We start from the raw sequence: 16,067 nt of genomic DNA on the forward strand, positions 1-16,067 counted from the left end.
CGTTACAACCACTACACTTTATAGCCAGTAATAGCTTTGTCTAATTCTTCGGCTTGCTCTGCCACTACATTTGCTACCACGGCATTTTGATGAGCAACCTGAAAATTGTTTTCTGTAATATCTCGAATAGAAGTAATGTTCACCGTAATATCTTCAGAAGTGATACTTTGCTGCTCCACAGCAGTCGCTATTTGTGTACTCATATCCATAATTTGCTGCATTTCTGACATGATGCTCGCAATCTTATGCTCAGCACTATTAACTTGCTCTACACTGGCTTCGCCCTGCTCGCGACAATCCACAATATGCGTTACTACTTGATCTGTTTGCCGCTGTAACGAACTAATAATGGTTGTGATTTCTTCTGTCGATTGGCGTGTACGTAATGCCAGAGAACGAACTTCATCAGCAACAACCGCAAAACCTCGACCTTGCTCCCCAGCCCTTGCCGCTTCAATTGCCGCGTTTAATGCTAATAAATTCGTTTGCTCTGCAATCGACATTATTACATCTAATACTGAGCCAATTTCTTCAGATAAACTCGATAAACTTTCGACTTCCCCATTGGTATTTTCTAAATTCACGGCCAATAAACGAATACGATCCTTCGTCGCGCTCACTTCATCAATACCTTCTTGTGCAATATGCTGGCTACGCTCAGCATTCGCAGCTGCCACTTCAGTATTGTTTGATATTTCACGGATAGTTATGCCCATTTCAGTAATAGCAGTGGCAACAGAATTAGTCTCTTCTTGTTGTTGTTTCATTGCCTTTTCGGTATCACGACTTCGTTGCTGTAATGATCCTGATGCATCGCTTAGTTGCTCTACAGCGGCTTTTACATTTCCAATCAACTGACGTAAATGTGCTAATAGATAGTTAAAATTTTGAGCCATTTGACTAAATTCATCATTACCGCTTTGATCTGCTTGTAAACTTAAATCATGGCTCTTTGCAATTTGAGCCATTAACGAACTTAAACTGGTTAACCGGCGTTGAATCGACATACTAATAACCCACGATAAGCCAAGTAATAGCGCTATAATTATAATTACAACCACACTGGTTATCGCGATAATCTTTTGTTTTTGCTCATCAATCAGCTGCGTCAACCGCTCACTAACAGTCGCAAATGTCTGTTCAACCAAATGGGATTGAGTGCGAATATCTCCTCGTAATCCTTGGTTGTAACTGAGCCCAATAATCATTTTTTGTTGTAATACAGCCTCAACAGCGGCGGTAAAAACACTAAATGCATTGCCATAATCAGCCACAAACTGGGCGTTATTCTTCGCCAACTGTTGTTGATATAACGTGGCGTATTCAGGATCACCAGTAAGAACAAACAACTTAGCCGTTTGAATAAGTTCATATAATGCTGGCGCATTGATGTCTTTCTCAACCACTAACTGATTGATTTTTTCAGAAGAAGATAAAAAGGTGCGGTATTTACCCTGCGAAGTATCTAAGCCCTGCACCTCATAGGCTGAAATTAACGCCATCATTTTTTGCTGGTAATTTGTCATCGCAACAGGCAATTTATCAAGTTCAGGAACAGCGATAGACAGATCGGATAACTCTTGATTTAAGAGAGAGAGTTGTTGCTTGAATAAACTGATATTATTTTGAAACTTAGCGCGATACTTCAAGTTCTTACGCATCAAAAAGTCTTTTTCATTACGCCTTAAGTTAAGCAATGTTACTTCTAGTTGACCTATCCCTTGCACCACATGACCGATAGTTTCAACTCTGTCGTTAGCTAGTTTACTCATAGCAAGTACAGAAACTAAAGCGATAACAGAGATAACACTGAGCCCCATTAACTTATGTTTTATTTTCATTTTTAATTCCTGTTTTTATAGTTATTATTATTTTTATCAATATATATTTTTACCGCGAATTGAAATAAAAATGTAATAAAAATTTTAAATAAAGATAAAAACTCTGAATTCAGCTCACAATCTAACTAGTACAAACTGAGGCTTTCCAAAATTAACGGAACGAGAAGTAAAGATAAGTAAACATTTTTAAATGGCGATAATGACGTTCGGACAAACTATCACGCCAGACAATAACCCAACGATGAGATAGCCCCTCCACTTTAAATATGATCAACCAACGGGTTAACGGGCGAGCATAAATCACGCGACCTCGTTGCTGTTGATAATAAACTTCCCCCACAGAAGAAAGTCGCAAACGCCCTTGTAATCGATAACTGTATATCGCCGAATTAAGGTATTCGTCATACAGCTTCTCACACAAAATCAAAGTAATAGGAAGAATAAGTAAGGAACTTGAGAATAAGAGGAATATAGCCACACACAGGTAAGCTACCGTTAATGTGGCTATCTGTAATTTAGATGGGAATAAATAAAGATCAGCGTAATTTACTGTTGTTGTGAGCAACAATCATATCCACCATATTTGCATGGGCTTCATTTTCACTGCGGCCGTGTTTCATCACCCATGTAAAAAGATCAGGATCATCACACGTTAATAGATTAATAAAATCTTGCTGCTGTTGCTCTGATAGTTCATCAAAACGCTCTTCAAAGAACGGCATAATAATCACATCTAACTCTAGCATTCCACGTCGGCATGCCCATTTAACTCGTGCTTTATCTTCCGCGCTTAACATATTTAACCTCGATAACTAGAACTAAAAACCTATTTAATGCTGTAGATTTAAAACAAAGAGAAACAGCTATTTATAGTAGCAGTGACATCACTTCCCGACCATGCGCTTAAACAAGCAATCATTAAAGATGAGACATGAAAACGATAAATCCCCTCTCAATGACTCTTGTCTGATTTCCACAGCGAGACGATGGTTAATTATTTCATTTACTTGGTATACCATGTCGTAATAATGACAACATTCTGTGGACAGAGATATGAGTACTTGGTCAACAAATCTAACGTTTTCCCCCCTTGCTTTATCATCGCAAGATCCTCTTCCAGCTTTAGCATTAAGTAAGCTTGATGACTGGGGGATGGTCACGTTAATTGGTGCCGACAGTAAAGCCTATTTACAAGGTCAGTTAACCTGTGATCTTGTATCACTAGAAGCGGGTAAATCAACATTAGCAGCACATTGTGATGCAAAAGGTAAAATGCGTACTGTGATGCGTATTTTCCATATCAACAATGGCTATGGTTATCTTCAACGCCAAACTGTCATGGCAACCCAGATCCCTGAGCTAAAAAAATACGCGGTTTTCTCTAAAACCGACATTAATCAATCAACTGACGTAGTCCTAGGTCTTAGTGGAGAACAAGCTCAAAACGCGATTGATAACTACTTTACAGGTAATGATGATGTCCGTCATAACGACACAGCAACCGCGGTAAAAGTAGATAACTTACGTTGGTTTGTTATCACACCACCTGAGCATGCTGAAACGGTTGCTCAACACTTTGCGGATAACGCAACGCTAACCGATGCTGCGTTGTGGAACTTATACGATATAAAAGCAGCCCTCCCCCGTGTTGAAGCAGTAACTGAACTTGAATTTATTCCACAAGCGATGAACCTTCAGGCGGTTAATGGTATTAGCTTTAAAAAAGGGTGTTACACAGGCCAAGAAACGGTTGCTCGTGCAAAATACCGTGGTATTAACAAACGCGCAATGTACATCGTGAGCGGTGAATCCACACAATGCCCACAGGCAGGTGATGCACTTGAACGTAGCGTTGGTGAAAACTGGCGTAAAGGTGGTACGGTTATCACTGGCTACCAATTTAATGATCAACAAGCGTTAGCTTTAGTGGTATTACCAAACGATCTCGATGACGATGCACAATTTCGATTTGCATTACAACCAGATGCTATCTGGGAAAAACATCCATTACCTTACGCTTTAGATGATGACGCATAATTCTATCGATACTGCTGTTACCCGTTTTCTTGAAGAAGAAGGCGTTGATTTTCGCCTTCTTCATCACAGCAAGCCAGCAAAAACTATAGAGGAAGCGGCTCAAGAACGTGGGGTTGACCCAAAGCAACTGGTCAAATCCATTTTGCTCAAAGATATGGCAGGGTTTCATGTTTTAGCCTGTGTACCAGGCCCGAATGCTGTTGATCCTAAGAAAGTCCGTGAGCTATTTGGTTGTCGTCGTATGACCTGTGCTGATGCGTCTGATGTTGAAAAAATCACAGGTTTAGTCATTGGCACGGTTGCGCCATTAGGCTTGAAACGCCCACTACCTATTATTTTCGATCATCAAATAGAGCAACATACTAAAGTGAACATTAGTAGTGGTGATCGTATGGCTGGGCTTGAGTTAGCTACCGATGATTTAGTGATCTTATGTGATCCTATGTTTGGTGATATCAGCCGAGACTAATCCATTAAAAATAAAGCCCCAAACTAAGGGGCTTTCATTTAATTCTAACACGTTAACTGGCTTTACTTATCTCATCATCTTCTACCCATCCACCGTGGTCTTGGCGGGGATGATAATGCGTGGGTAATTTTTTACTTCTTTGCGTCCATGGCGATTCTTTAATAGCTTTCGTCATATCTTCATAGCCGGCTTCACGGCGTAAACGAATAGAACGACGTGAGAACTCTGCATCACTTAATGGAATATGGCCTTTCAGTGGATCAAACGTAATATGCACGATATCAATATGCCTGCCTATTTTTAGTGACACCACATCAGGCACTTGTTCACTATCAACAACATCTTTTGAATGTTCTAAAATATGATCAAGATTACGTTTTGCTACAAGCGCTTCAATATGCTCACAAGAGCGACTCGCGTATTGGATCTCTTTTTCACGCCATAACACTTCACTCATGGTTTGTGGTAATTCACCTTTCGCATTCCATAAATCAACCATAAAGACGAGTAAATCTTCATCTTTTTCAGCTAAATCTAAAATACCATTGATCGGTGAATTGGAAACGCACCCACCATCCCAATAATGATCATCACCAATTTTGGTGGCTGGAAAACCGGGTGGTAAAGATCCACTCGCAATAGCATGAGCGGGTTGTAATGGCTGTGTATGACTATCAAAAAATACCAACTCTCCCTTGGTGACACTTGTTGCGCCAACAGTTAAACGGGCTTTCTGTTGATTAATAAGAGAAAAATCAGACAGGTCATCGATAGTGGAAAATAACGGGCTAGTATCATAAAAGCTGGTTGCTGATTCACCAGGCAATGACAACCATGGATTAATAATACGAGGTACAAAAAAGCCAGGTTGGCCCATTGTTAATGCTTGAGATGCACTAAAAGTATTAAACATCGGTGCCATGGCTGGTAATAAATCAACATCAGTCTCAGGTCTTGATATACGATCCCAAAAGTCAGCCAATTTATTTAAACGATCTTCAGGTTCATTGCCAGCCAAGATGGCACTGTTCAACGCGCCGATAGAAATGCCAGCAAACCAGTCTGGTGTGTATCCCGCTTCTTCCAGTGCTTGATACGCGCCAATATGATAAGCACCTAATGCACCACCACCTTGTAGAACAAGGCAAACCTTTGGTTTTTTCTTAGTACGTGTTCTAGCCATCATCATCCCTATTTATCTGATAAGTCCGAGTATTACTCTACAGATTAAAAAGGCACCAGCTTGATAAAAAAACAGATAATCGATATAAAACAAGGCGAACTCACAAGCTGTTTTTTATCAATTGCAATTTGTTTCATATTTTACTCTTGCAATTAGCACTCTTTGATACTCGCTCTTTTATTGTGCCAATTTCGCTTATTAATGTTATTTCTTACTAGGTATTCCACACTATGTCTGTTTCTCCTTCACATAAAAAAGATATCAACTGGCGTGGGGTTGATCTCAACCTACTGATCTCCTTTTCCGCTCTATTGGAAACACAAAGTGTTACGAAGGCAGCAAACAAACTTGCGATTGGACAATCTGCCATGAGTCATAATTTGTCGCGTTTAAGGCAGCTCCTTGACGATCCTTTATTTGAACGTCAAGGACATAATATGATCCCAACACAAAAAGCGTTAGAGCTCTCGGTCACTGTCGAAAAAATTCTAAACTTAATCACTAGAGAGTTATTACAACCGAGCACATTTGAGCCAGAGCTGTTCACTGGAACGTTTAAAATAGGCCTAACCGACTACGCAGAGTTACTTTTCGCCCCCGCCATTTTTGATGCCATTCATACTTGCTCACCACATAGTCATCTCAGCTTCTTTAATGTTGATCGGCATAACTATCAAACCGTTTTTAATGATCAACGATTAGACTTGGTGATTGGCTCAATGACAAATATGGGCAAAGACATTAGTAGCCAATATTTATATACCGAAGATCATGTTTGTTTATTCGATAGCAAAGCAACAGGACTCAATGCCCCTATCACCATAGAACAATATAGTGCGCATCCGCATGCCTTAGTTTCACCAGATGGACAACTCACCACCCAAGTTGATGAGCAACTAAAAAATCATGCCTTACAACGTCAAGTCGCGGTAGGTTCACGTAACTTTTTGACCATCCGCCATTTACTCAAAGGAAGGGATTTACTGTGTGTGGTTTCTCGCTTAATGGCACAATTAGATCTGTTTCATGATGATTTGACCCAATGCCCAACCCCTGTCGATATTGCTGATTTTGATATTCGTTTATTATGGCTACATCGCAATGGCACTCACCCTCGTAATGAGTGGCTACGTCAACGAGTTGCCAGTACGGTTATCGAACAGGTAAAACAACTCCAGCAATAATAACGGATAACAAAAAAGCAGAGTCATGCATACTCTGCTTTCTACGACTACTTACCCGATTGAGGTTCTTGAATTTGGTATAACTTGTGTTCGTCACAAGGTTCATCGCAGTTACATTCTTTATCAACACCCACGTTGGCTAAACCACCACAACTGCCTTTGATGGTACGTTGTTTTAAAAACCAACCTATCGCCATAGCAAAAATAACAAGCAGAAAAATACCTAGTGTTAACAGAAATGTGGTCACAACTTAAAACCGCCAATTTTTGTTAAACCGCTAACAGGCGATAATGATGACATCCCTACTTTAGCAACAGGCGCTTTCTTTTTAGTGCCGCAACCGCAGCCACATGCGCCTTTTTCACGCTTACAATCTCGACCTTGCTCTGCCGATGTTAACGCTTCTTTTACTGCGCTACCTGATAACACATCAGCCAATGTTGTGCGTGGTGCAACTCGACTAACATGAAAGCCTGCATGTAATAATCGAGCCAGTGAACGCTGACCAATATTACCTAAGACAATTTCAGACACGCCATACTCAACCAGTTGACTTTGGATTATTTTTTTATGCTTACAGCCTAGTTCGCGACTACCTGTATTTTCAATTCTAGCAACTTGCTGTCCTTGCTGATCGTAAATAACAAAAACAGCCGCTTTACCAAAGTGCCCTGCAACCTGCTCACGTGGCGTTAATGCAATTGCCATTGACATAATTTTTCCTCACTCACTTAACCGAGCGCTCACAACGAATATGATCGCTTTTTATCACTTATCAAAATAAAAGCGTTCATGGTGTTGGGATATAACCGTCAAGTTCTAACGCCAACCCTTGAACTAACGCTTGCGCCACTTTTTTTCGTCCCGATGCCACTATATTGCCTAATGTTTGACGAGAGACACCGAGTTGCTTTGCCGCTTCTAGCTGTTGCAAACCTTGCATATCAACTAACCGAAGTGCTTCTAATTCATCGCTATCTAAACGTAATGACACGAGTTCTTTCATCGGTACGCCATTGGGCTTAAAGCAACTGTACGCAGGACGACATCCTATTCGACGTTCAATCTTAGGCCTAGCCATGGTTCACCTTATCCATCTAACCATGGTGAATTATTGGCGTATGCCAAAAACATTACTTTGATCTAGATACGTAACAAGCAATAAAAATTTTTCTTATCTAAACACATTGATGATTTATAAATTCACAAAATAAAATCCCATTATAACGGCTTTAAAAAATAATGAAGATGAAAGTACCATGCGCGGATATTGTAGCGAAGAGAAGATAACAGGCGTGAAGATGACGCGAACTACCTTAAAAAATAGAATCTGTTTATTTTATTCGACAATACCAAAAAACTTAAAATCAGAATAATTGTCTGGATTTTTATTTCTTTTCTAATTAATAAGTTAGATAGTTACATATAGGAAACAGCATATGCTGATTATGTCACAGAAGTGTCATGCACAAACTGCTATACTTAGCGCCGTCAATAGCCAGGAAGGTTGGAGTTAGCAGTATTATGCGGATGTTTAAACGCTACTTACCAAAATTAATCGCCAAACATATCAGTCGCTTATTTAGTGGTCGCCTCTACATTGACGGACGCGGTGGGTACCATTTTGAAAATGGTTTACTACTGGTTCCTATCAAAGCAAAGAAACGTCATTACGATACCGTGAATGAGGTGAATTTAGAAGTAAGACGCTTACGTGAAACCTATGAAGCTTAAACACTATTGCTAACGATAAAGCCCATATCAAAATGGGCTTTTTTGATCTTACAGCTCTTCATCTTCAACAATAATGATGGCGTAGTCTTCCGCCATTAATAAATCATTCAGTTCGTTATCATCATTCACCCTAATCTGAAATAACCAACCGTCCCCATAAGGATCACTATTGACGAGCTCTGGCGCCGAATCTAATTCATCGTTAATAGCAATCACAACACCAGACAAGGGGGCATAAATATCTGAGGACGCTTTTACCGATTCAGCCATCGCACACTCTTCCCCCACATCTGTGGACGATTCAATGTCAGGTAATTCAATATAAACCATATCCCCAAGCAATGATTGAGCATGGTCGGTAATACCAATAGTATAAATCCCATCACCTTCAGAACGAATCCATTCATGGCTATGGGTATATTGTAATTCAAGAGGAACGTAACTCATTTTCACATCCTTATAAAAGTAGCGGGAATCGTTAAAACACTACTGTCACCATGTCAGATCTATATAAATTAACGCACATTATTTATCTCTGATATTTACTGTAGGTGAAAAAATCCATTTTGTTAGTCACGAAAAACAAAAAAGTCACCATCAGGTGACTTTTTCAACATTCAATAACAAGCATGTTATTTTTCGTAGCGAGCAAGCTCTGGTAATTCACCACTCAAACCTAACGCTTTACGCATAAACTCGTCTTTCACACCTGGTGCTTTATCTGCTACTAACATGCCGATGTCACGGAATAGTTTTTTCGCTGGATTTGAACCTGAAAACAGATCTTTAAACCCTTGCATCGCAGTGATCATCTTCGCCGCTTCAGCCTTACGCCAACGTTCATATTGACGTAAATGCGCCTGTTTACCAATGTCTTTATCTGCTAGCCATAATGCTTTTAGCTCTTGTGCCAAAGCCGCTGCATCAAGCAAACCAAGGTTTACTCCCTGTCCAGCCAAGGGGTGAATAGTATGTGCAGCATCACCGACTAACGCGACCCGTTCACGAACGAAATCACGCGCATAACGCATACGCAGTGGAAATGCTTGACGCTCACCTTCTACGCGACATAAACCTAAGCGATTATCAAATGCAGTCGTTAGATGCTGATTAAACAACTCATCCGACATATCACATAATTGTTTAGCTTCTTCTGGCGGTACAGACCACACAATAGAGCATAAATCAGGTTCAGATAACGGTAAAAAGGCTAACGGCCCTTGTGGCCGAAAAATTTGTCGTGCCACTTTCATGTGTGGCTCTTGGCTACGAATATTGGCCACAATGGCACTATGACCATAGTCCCAATGGGTTAATGGAATATCGAGTTGCTGACGTACCCAAGAGTTTGCCCCATCAGCACCAACAACCAATTTCGCCGTCAGATGTTTACCAGAGGCTAATGTTAGCCAGGCTTCTGATTCACCAAACGCGATGTTTTCACAGCGCTCTGGCGCTAATAAGGTCACATTACTGAGCTGCTTTACACGATCTAATAAGGCGAGCTGAATAACTCGATTTTCAACAATATGCCCCAGATCAGGCTGCGCTAATCGCTGTGCATCAAAATGGATTTGAGCAAAGCTATCTTGCTCCCATACCGTCATTTCCGAATATGGGCTCATACGACGACTTGCAATCCCTTCCCATACGCCTAAGCGACGGAAAATACGTTCACTGGCACGGCTTAATGCCGATACACGTAAATCAGGTAATGACTGCAATTGAGGATCGGGTAAATGTCCTTCAATAACGGCAACTCGAAGTTCAGTTTCAGCCAATGCTGCCGCTAACGTTAACCCCACCATTCCGCCGCCAATAATCGCGACATCAACACTTTGCATCATAGCTATCGTTCTACCTGTCCCATAGCACGACGCAATAGCGGTGCTTTTAATGTGTTTGAAAAATTCATTGTAACCAAACCGATATTTCGTCCAGCTGTCAGCAATGGATTATCATTAGCAAATAAGTTTACCAATCCTGTTGTCATCATAATGGTATTTTGACGATCAGGCATACGGCGTTCACGATAACGCCCTAACACCTCAGGTAAACCTATATCGTTACCCTGTTGACGACCTGAAACGATCTCTTCTGCAAGTGTCACTACATCTCGAATACCGAGGTTAAATCCTTGTCCTGCGATAGGATGTAATGTTTGTGCCGCATTACCAATCACAGCAAAACGATGCGATACAAGCGAGTTTGATTGACGAAGTAACAATGGATAGCATGAGCGTTTACCCGTTTGGACTAACGCACCTAAACGCCACCCAAACGCGTGTTGCAACTTGGCAAGAAATTCTGCGTCAGATAAATCCATGATCACTTGTTGTTGCTCTGGTGGTACACACCATACTAAAGAGCTTCGCCCTTGAGACATTGGCAGTAAGGCAACCGGACCATGTTCTGTAAAGCGTTCAAATGCTTGATTATAATGAGGCTCAGAGGTTGTAATATTGGCAATAATAGCAGTTTGTTCAAAATCATAGTCTGAGCGACCAAGCTTCACCAACTGACAGCAATGAGAAATAGCCCCATCAGCAGCCACCAGCAATGACGCCTGTATGCGTTCACCGTTATCAAGCTCAATAGTTGCGTTATCTACGCTGCGCTCAATTTGCTTAACACTGGCAGGACAATATAGATCAACATTTTCTAGCTGCTGCAGTTTATGATGAAAAACTTCACCAGCATCTGCAAGTTCAATCACATAACCTAGCGCATCAACCGCCTGCTCTTGTGATGAAATTCGGACCATGCCTGCATGACCACGATCTGAAACATGAATATCGTTTATCGGTGTTGCAACATCACGCAAGGCTGACCACATACCAATGTTATCCAGTAAACGGGTCGTGCCATACGATAACGCGATACTTCTTGCATCATAACCCGGATGAGTATCAAACTCAGGCATCACAGCTTCAACCACTGCAACACGTAATGAGTGACGACTCAATACATCTAATGCGATAGCAAGACTCGCTCCTGCCATTGCACCACCAGCAATTACAACATCATAGTGCTTCACTATTTATCCCTTCACAAAACAACGTTTAGTGTAACGTTGGTTTTTCCTCTGTATCTTCAGCAACCGGACGCTGACCTAATTCAGAGTGACAACTCAATACACACATACGAACATGCTCAACAACTTGTTCAAATAAGGCTGCTTGTTCTTCTATATCGTCATCTTCATCAATACCTAACTGAGCGATCTCTTGAAGATCAGCTAAAGCTTCAGTGACAGCTTCAGATAATTGGTTCTTTTGGAGATCCATCAGTCCTAAACCAGAAATAAAGCTAGTAACCCATTCCGTTAATGCATCTGCCCGCATCATTAATGGCTCATCATCATCTGGCATCAGTAATGAAAACTCAAAGCCACCACTAAACAGCTCATTAGCTGTTGTCGTAAACAAAGAGCGGATCATTATTTTAGCGCCGTCGGTTAATGGCTCACCTTCGTTGGCATAATCACTAACAGGTCCAACCCAGCTTTCATCATCAATCGCTAAACCACCGCAAATCATGCCACTTAATAAACCATGTAATTCAGCAGGTGCCGCTGCAAGCCCTTGCTCTTTTAAGGCAGATTCAACAGCTTGGTATGTAGGTAGGGTTATTTCACTCATGGTTTATTACCTTTATTTTTAGATCAAACAACGAACAAAGCGCTCTATTGTTACTTTCACATTGCTATATCCACTTGATTTAAATAATTCAAATCAAGCAAACACCAATAATTACATTTTTACTGAATTTCTAAAGCAGAAATAACAATGGGTCAGTAACCGCCTGTGTTATGCTAACACTTAAGCTCTGTTCGGCAAATCATAACGCCGAGCATAACGTTCAATAGTTAACCACCCATCAATTTGGTGTGATTAATATCTGTTTAGTTAGAAGCTATTGAGCACAAAGTGAAGTATAGCCGCTTGCATGTTGTAACCGCTTTTCCTATGATTTGGCGACAAGCAAAAGCGGAATGAATACCCATTAGGCATGGAGCAAACCGAAGATTTATGAGTACTCAGGCTGTAGAAATTCAAGTATTCGGCAGAAACATCAAAGTTAATTGCCCAACTGGTCAAGAGGATGCACTTCGTGCTGCCGCTTCTGATTTTGACCAACGCTTGAAAGATATGTCAGAGCGCACTAAAGTATCCAATGTAGAGCAACTGTTACTCTTTACAGGGCTTAACATCTGCAACGAGTTACATGCAGAGCGACTAGAACATAACGGAAGCGCTGGCGTTTTATCCAATAAGATCAGTGCACTAGAAGAAAAATTAGATAAAGCATTGCAAAATTATCCAAAGCGTTGATAATGAATTAACCCTGGGGTGTGCGTCAGTGAATGAACGTCCCCGAGCCGATAAGCAAATACCCAGGATCTGCTTTTATTAGCTATTGAGCATGCTCAGCTCGACTGAGAAGCCTACGGTTAATGTTGCCGATCCACCTTGAACGTCTGGTTCAAGGGCATTATTTCGCAACGGCACCTTGGGGAACTCCTCTGTTTTACTTCCCATTTCATTAACATATTCATACAATTTAGCAAAATCCCAACTCAAGGATTGAGCCAAATGACACCACAGCTTGTAACCCCACGACAAAAAATCAGACAACAGATCCGCATACAGCGACAACAACTTCTTCCAGAACAACAAAGGCACGCTAGCCTACAATTACTTAAACAAATTAAGCAATGCCAACAATTTCTGACGAGTCAACATATTGCGCTTTATTTGACCAATGACGGTGAAATCAGCACTCACCCCATTATCGACTGGTTATGGCAAAACGGAAAATCTGTTTATCTACCAGTGTTGCATCCTTTTAGCAAAGGACACTTGTTATTTCTTCACTACACCTCTAACACCCCTATGCGTAAAAATCGCTATCAAATTTCAGAGCCCGTTCTCGATGTGCGAGCAGTCAAACCTGTGAATGAATTAGATATTATTTGCACCCCATTGGTGGCTTTTGATAACTCCGGGCAACGCTTAGGTATGGGAGGGGGCTACTATGATCGCACTCTTAGTCAGTGGCATCAGCATAAACAAGGCCCTTACCCGCTAGGGCTAGCCCATGATTGCCAACATGTAGAACAATTACCAAGTGAACAATGGGATGTGCCGTTACCTAAAATCATTACCCCGTCAAAGATCTATTGTTGGTAACAATACAAATGCGAGCATCAAATCCCCCTATTGAAGCAATCGTTTACTTTAGTTTCAATGAAAATGGATAATCTAACTAATTGTTATAAATAACCTTATGTTTTTATTTCTTATTTTGCATTGTGATTGTTCATAATCGCACTGACGAACGATTTCCAATTCGTTATAATTAGCATCAACGCTTACTCGGCGTATTAGTCATAACGAGGAGAATGGCATGACACAAGATGAAATGAAAAAAGCAGCAGGTTGGGCAGCACTTGAATACGTACAGAAAGGAACAATTGTAGGTGTAGGTACTGGCTCTACGGTTAATCACTTCATCGATGCCTTAGCAACTCGCAAAGAAGAAATTAAAGGTGCTGTTTCAAGTTCAGTCGCTTCAACTGAACGTCTTGAACAACTAGGCATTACTGTATTTGATGCAAATGAAGTTGCTTCACTTGATATTTATGTCGATGGTGCTGATGAAATTAACGCAGACTACGACATGATTAAAGGCGGCGGTGCAGCGCTTACTCGTGAAAAAATCGTGGCTGCAATTGCGAAAAAATTTATCTGTATCGTTGATGATACCAAGCAAGTTGACGTATTGGGTCAATTCCCGCTTCCAGTTGAAGTGATCCCTATGGGGCGCTCTTTCATTGGCCGTGAGTTAGTAAAACTTGGTGGCGATCCAGCTTACCGTGAAGGCGTTGTGACTGATAACGGTAATATGATCCTTGATGTCTATAACATGAAGATCACCGATCCTAAAGCAATGGAAGATAAGATCAACGCCCTACCCGGTGTTGTAACTGTTGGTCTATTTGCTCACCGTGGCGCAGATGTATTATTGGTTGGCTCACCTGACGGTGTAAAAAAATTCGAGAAATAACATACAATGATCGCGTTTTATTCGAAATGATCAAACGCTATTGATCCCATTATAAATGTTATTTCCTTTCAAAACGGCATAGCTTATTGATTCTAATTCTAGCTTATGCCGTTTTTTATTATCTTTTTTGTAATATTCTTACCCATAGTGGCTATTTTTTGATACTTTATTAATAAGCTATTAGCAAACGTTTAACCATTTCGCTACTGTGGCTGTAAAGAAGACATTTCACCACCTGACATTTCTTTGTTTTACATTCAGTTAGCTGCGTTTTTAAGGATGAGAACCATGGCCAAAGTTTCACTCAATAAAGATAAAATTAAAATTCTATTATTAGAAGGACTACACCCTTCATCTCTAGAAGTGCTAAAACAAGCAGGTTACACCAACATTGAGTACCACAAAGGATCACTTGCTGGTGAAGAGCTACTAGAAGCGGTAAAAGATGCCCACTTCATTGGTATTCGCTCTCGTACACAATTAACACCTGAAGTTTTTGCTGCAGCGAAAAAACTTACCGCTGTTGGTTGTTTCTGTATTGGTACTAACCAAGTTGATTTAGATGAAGCTATGCGTCGCGGTATCCCCGTTTTCAACGCACCATTTTCAAATACCCGTAGTGTTGCTGAGCTTGTTTTAGGTGAACTTCTTCTTCTTTTACGTGGCATTCCAGAAAAGAACGCTAAAGCGCATCGTGGCGAATGGATAAAATCTGCAGACAACTCATTTGAAGCGCGTGGTAAAACCCTAGGTATTATCGGCTACGGTCATATTGGTACTCAACTTGGTATCTTGGCTGAAAACCTCGGAATGCGCGTTTGTTTTTACGATATTGAAAGTAAATTAACCTTAGGTAATGCAACACAAGTCGCATCGTTAAGTGAGCTTTTAAATAAATCCGATGTGATTTCACTGCACGTACCAGAAACACCAGAGACACAAAACATTATGGGTGCTGAAGAATTTGCACGCATGAAGCCAGGTTCTATCTTTATTAACGCAGCACGTGGTACCGTCGTGGATATTGATGCGCTTTGTAGTGCGTTAGAAAGCAAACATATTGCAGGCGCAGCTATCGATGTATTCCCTGTTGAACCGAAAACCAATAACGACCCATTTGAATCCCCTCTACTGCAATTTGATAACGTTATTTTGACGCCTCACATCGGAGGCTCAACCCAAGAAGCACAAGAAAACATTGGTATTGAAGTGGCAGGTAAACTAGTGAAATACTCAGATAATGGTTCAACGTTATCTGCTGTTGGCTTCCCTGAGGTATCACTCCCTGAGCACCGTGGTTGTTCTCGTCTACTCCATATTCACGAAAACCGCCCAGGTATTTTAAACCAAATCACAACAATTTTTGCTTCAGAAGGTATCAATATCGCTGCTCAGTTCTTACAAACAGGCGCTGAAATTGGTTATGTCGTCATTGATGTTGAAACTGAACGTTCAAAAGAAGCACTAGCAAAACTGAAAACAATCGAAGGTACTATTCGTGCGCGTATTCTTCACTAATTACAGCGTGAATAAATAGTAAAAAGGAGAG

At 40.9% G+C, this 16,067-nt stretch carries 19 protein-coding genes and 1 other RNA gene; 9 read left to right on the forward strand and 11 right to left on the reverse strand.

Annotated elements, in window-relative coordinates:
- Window positions 1–11 precede the first annotated feature (11 nt).
- The 3 genes from C9J46_RS06380 to C9J46_RS06390 all read right to left on the reverse strand — a co-directional run bounded on the left by C9J46_RS06380 (window position 12) and on the right by C9J46_RS06390 (window position 2,638).
- Window positions 12–1,841, reverse strand: coding sequence for a methyl-accepting chemotaxis protein (locus C9J46_RS06380; RefSeq protein WP_107290677.1), 1,830 nt, complete (start codon window positions 1,839–1,841; stop codon window positions 12–14).
- A gap of 151 nt (window positions 1,842–1,992) precedes the next feature.
- Window positions 1,993–2,409: a protein YgfX gene (locus C9J46_RS06385; RefSeq protein WP_369917494.1), complete on the reverse strand. Its 417-nt coding sequence runs from the start codon at window positions 2,407–2,409 to the stop codon at window positions 1,993–1,995.
- A complete protein-coding gene (locus C9J46_RS06390; protein ID WP_005371425.1) occupies window positions 2,378–2,638 on the reverse strand; it encodes a succinate dehydrogenase assembly factor 2 in 261 nt (86 codons plus the stop codon). The genes C9J46_RS06385 and C9J46_RS06390 overlap by 32 nt, the downstream gene beginning before the upstream one ends.
- Before the next feature lie 256 nt (window positions 2,639–2,894).
- Between C9J46_RS06390 and ygfZ the strand changes: the two genes are divergently transcribed.
- Both ygfZ and C9J46_RS06400 read left to right on the forward strand, forming a co-directional pair.
- A complete protein-coding gene (ygfZ, locus tag C9J46_RS06395; RefSeq protein ID WP_107206618.1) occupies window positions 2,895–3,878 on the forward strand; it encodes a tRNA-modifying protein YgfZ in 984 nt (327 codons plus the stop codon).
- Window positions 3,868–4,347 (forward strand): aminoacyl-tRNA deacylase, encoded by a 480-nt coding sequence (locus C9J46_RS06400; protein ID WP_173425483.1) that lies wholly within the window; start codon window positions 3,868–3,870, stop codon window positions 4,345–4,347. The genes ygfZ and C9J46_RS06400 overlap by 11 nt, the downstream gene beginning before the upstream one ends.
- Before the next feature lie 52 nt (window positions 4,348–4,399).
- Here the strand turns inward: C9J46_RS06400 and C9J46_RS06405 are convergent, their stop codons facing one another.
- Window positions 4,400–5,530 carry a patatin-like phospholipase family protein gene (locus C9J46_RS06405; RefSeq protein WP_107206617.1) on the reverse strand — a complete coding sequence of 377 codons (1,131 nt, stop codon included), beginning with the start codon at window positions 5,528–5,530 and terminating at the stop codon, window positions 4,400–4,402.
- 230 nt (window positions 5,531–5,760) lie between these two features.
- Here C9J46_RS06405 and C9J46_RS06410 point away from each other — a divergent pair, with 230 nt between their 5' ends.
- Window positions 5,761–6,714 carry a LysR family transcriptional regulator gene (locus C9J46_RS06410; protein ID WP_107206616.1) on the forward strand — a complete coding sequence of 318 codons (954 nt, stop codon included), beginning with the start codon at window positions 5,761–5,763 and terminating at the stop codon, window positions 6,712–6,714.
- Window positions 6,715–6,761: 47 nt separating this feature from the next.
- Here C9J46_RS06410 and nqrM read toward each other — a convergent pair whose 3' ends face one another.
- The 3 genes from nqrM to C9J46_RS06425 all read right to left on the reverse strand — a co-directional run bounded on the left by nqrM (window position 6,762) and on the right by C9J46_RS06425 (window position 7,796).
- Window positions 6,762–6,962: a (Na+)-NQR maturation NqrM gene (gene nqrM / locus C9J46_RS06415; protein ID WP_005371409.1), complete on the reverse strand. Its 201-nt coding sequence runs from the start codon at window positions 6,960–6,962 to the stop codon at window positions 6,762–6,764.
- A complete protein-coding gene (locus tag C9J46_RS06420) occupies window positions 6,959–7,429 on the reverse strand; it encodes a NifB/NifX family molybdenum-iron cluster-binding protein (protein ID WP_107206615.1) in 471 nt (156 codons plus the stop codon). Before C9J46_RS06420 ends, nqrM begins: the two co-directional genes overlap by 4 nt.
- A 76-nt stretch (window positions 7,430–7,505) precedes the next feature.
- A complete protein-coding gene (locus C9J46_RS06425) occupies window positions 7,506–7,796 on the reverse strand; it encodes a DUF134 domain-containing protein (protein ID WP_107206614.1) in 291 nt (96 codons plus the stop codon).
- A gap of 443 nt (window positions 7,797–8,239) precedes the next feature.
- Here C9J46_RS06425 and C9J46_RS06430 point away from each other — a divergent pair, with 443 nt between their 5' ends.
- Window positions 8,240–8,449, forward strand: a complete 210-nt coding sequence (locus tag C9J46_RS06430) for a DUF1107 domain-containing protein (RefSeq protein WP_199187043.1) — start codon at window positions 8,240–8,242, stop codon at window positions 8,447–8,449.
- Between the two features lie 48 nt (window positions 8,450–8,497).
- Here C9J46_RS06430 and gcvH read toward each other — a convergent pair whose 3' ends face one another.
- The 4 genes from gcvH to C9J46_RS06450 all read right to left on the reverse strand — a co-directional run bounded on the left by gcvH (window position 8,498) and on the right by C9J46_RS06450 (window position 12,090).
- Window positions 8,498–8,896, reverse strand: coding sequence for a glycine cleavage system protein GcvH (gene gcvH / locus C9J46_RS06435; protein WP_107206612.1), 399 nt, complete (start codon window positions 8,894–8,896; stop codon window positions 8,498–8,500).
- Window positions 8,897–9,081: 185 nt separating this feature from the next.
- A complete protein-coding gene (locus C9J46_RS06440; RefSeq protein WP_199187041.1) occupies window positions 9,082–10,296 on the reverse strand; it encodes an FAD-dependent 2-octaprenylphenol hydroxylase in 1,215 nt (404 codons plus the stop codon).
- A gap of 2 nt (window positions 10,297–10,298) precedes the next feature.
- Window positions 10,299–11,486 carry a 2-octaprenyl-6-methoxyphenyl hydroxylase gene (ubiH, locus tag C9J46_RS06445; RefSeq protein ID WP_107290678.1) on the reverse strand — a complete coding sequence of 396 codons (1,188 nt, stop codon included), beginning with the start codon at window positions 11,484–11,486 and terminating at the stop codon, window positions 10,299–10,301.
- 25 nt (window positions 11,487–11,511) lie between these two features.
- A complete protein-coding gene (locus C9J46_RS06450) occupies window positions 11,512–12,090 on the reverse strand; it encodes a YecA family protein (RefSeq protein ID WP_107206610.1) in 579 nt (192 codons plus the stop codon).
- Window positions 12,091–12,480: 390 nt separating this feature from the next.
- On the opposite strand from C9J46_RS06450, the gene zapA reads away from it, so the two are divergent.
- From zapA to serA, 5 genes are all read left to right on the forward strand, one after another.
- Window positions 12,481–12,783, forward strand: a complete 303-nt coding sequence (gene zapA, locus C9J46_RS06455; RefSeq protein WP_107206609.1) for a cell division protein ZapA — start codon at window positions 12,481–12,483, stop codon at window positions 12,781–12,783.
- Between the two features lie 7 nt (window positions 12,784–12,790).
- Window positions 12,791–12,972, forward strand: a non-coding RNA gene (gene ssrS, locus C9J46_RS06460) — 6S RNA.
- Window positions 12,973–13,044: 72 nt separating this feature from the next.
- Window positions 13,045–13,641, forward strand: coding sequence for a 5-formyltetrahydrofolate cyclo-ligase (locus C9J46_RS06465; RefSeq protein WP_107206608.1), 597 nt, complete (start codon window positions 13,045–13,047; stop codon window positions 13,639–13,641).
- Window positions 13,642–13,858: 217 nt separating this feature from the next.
- On the forward strand, window positions 13,859–14,518 hold the full coding sequence (rpiA, locus tag C9J46_RS06470) for a ribose-5-phosphate isomerase RpiA (RefSeq protein WP_005371376.1): 660 nt from the start codon (window positions 13,859–13,861) through the stop codon (window positions 14,516–14,518).
- A 288-nt stretch (window positions 14,519–14,806) separates the two neighbouring features.
- Window positions 14,807–16,036: a phosphoglycerate dehydrogenase gene (gene serA, locus C9J46_RS06475; protein ID WP_107206607.1), complete on the forward strand. Its 1,230-nt coding sequence runs from the start codon at window positions 14,807–14,809 to the stop codon at window positions 16,034–16,036.
- Window positions 16,037–16,067: the final 31 nt, after the last annotated feature.

It is taken from the genome of Photobacterium sp. GB-36 (assembly GCF_003026135.1).
Lineage (GTDB): Bacteria > Pseudomonadota > Gammaproteobacteria > Enterobacterales > Vibrionaceae > Photobacterium.

Coding starts and splice junctions, on each gene's coding strand:
- C9J46_RS06380 (WP_107290677.1), bottom strand. CDS start 1,841: ATGAAAATAAAACATAAGTTAATGGGGCTCAGTGTTATCTCTGTTATC.
- C9J46_RS06390 (WP_005371425.1), bottom strand. CDS start 2,638: ATGTTAAGCGCGGAAGATAAAGCACGAGTTAAATGGGCATGCCGACGT.
- ygfZ (WP_107206618.1), top strand. CDS start 2,895: ATGAGTACTTGGTCAACAAATCTAACGTTTTCCCCCCTTGCTTTATCA.
- C9J46_RS06400 (WP_173425483.1), top strand. CDS start 3,868: ATGACGCATAATTCTATCGATACTGCTGTTACCCGTTTTCTTGAAGAA.
- C9J46_RS06405 (WP_107206617.1), bottom strand. CDS start 5,530: ATGGCTAGAACACGTACTAAGAAAAAACCAAAGGTTTGCCTTGTTCTA.
- C9J46_RS06410 (WP_107206616.1), top strand. CDS start 5,761: ATGTCTGTTTCTCCTTCACATAAAAAAGATATCAACTGGCGTGGGGTT.
- C9J46_RS06420 (WP_107206615.1), bottom strand. CDS start 7,429: ATGTCAATGGCAATTGCATTAACGCCACGTGAGCAGGTTGCAGGGCAC.
- C9J46_RS06425 (WP_107206614.1), bottom strand. CDS start 7,796: ATGGCTAGGCCTAAGATTGAACGTCGAATAGGATGTCGTCCTGCGTAC.
- C9J46_RS06430 (WP_199187043.1), top strand. CDS start 8,240: ATGCGGATGTTTAAACGCTACTTACCAAAATTAATCGCCAAACATATC.
- gcvH (WP_107206612.1), bottom strand. CDS start 8,896: ATGAGTTACGTTCCTCTTGAATTACAATATACCCATAGCCATGAATGG.
- C9J46_RS06440 (WP_199187041.1), bottom strand. CDS start 10,296: ATGATGCAAAGTGTTGATGTCGCGATTATTGGCGGCGGAATGGTGGGG.
- C9J46_RS06450 (WP_107206610.1), bottom strand. CDS start 12,090: ATGAGTGAAATAACCCTACCTACATACCAAGCTGTTGAATCTGCCTTA.
- zapA (WP_107206609.1), top strand. CDS start 12,481: ATGAGTACTCAGGCTGTAGAAATTCAAGTATTCGGCAGAAACATCAAA.
- C9J46_RS06465 (WP_107206608.1), top strand. CDS start 13,045: ATGACACCACAGCTTGTAACCCCACGACAAAAAATCAGACAACAGATC.
- rpiA (WP_005371376.1), top strand. CDS start 13,859: ATGACACAAGATGAAATGAAAAAAGCAGCAGGTTGGGCAGCACTTGAA.
- serA (WP_107206607.1), top strand. CDS start 14,807: ATGGCCAAAGTTTCACTCAATAAAGATAAAATTAAAATTCTATTATTA.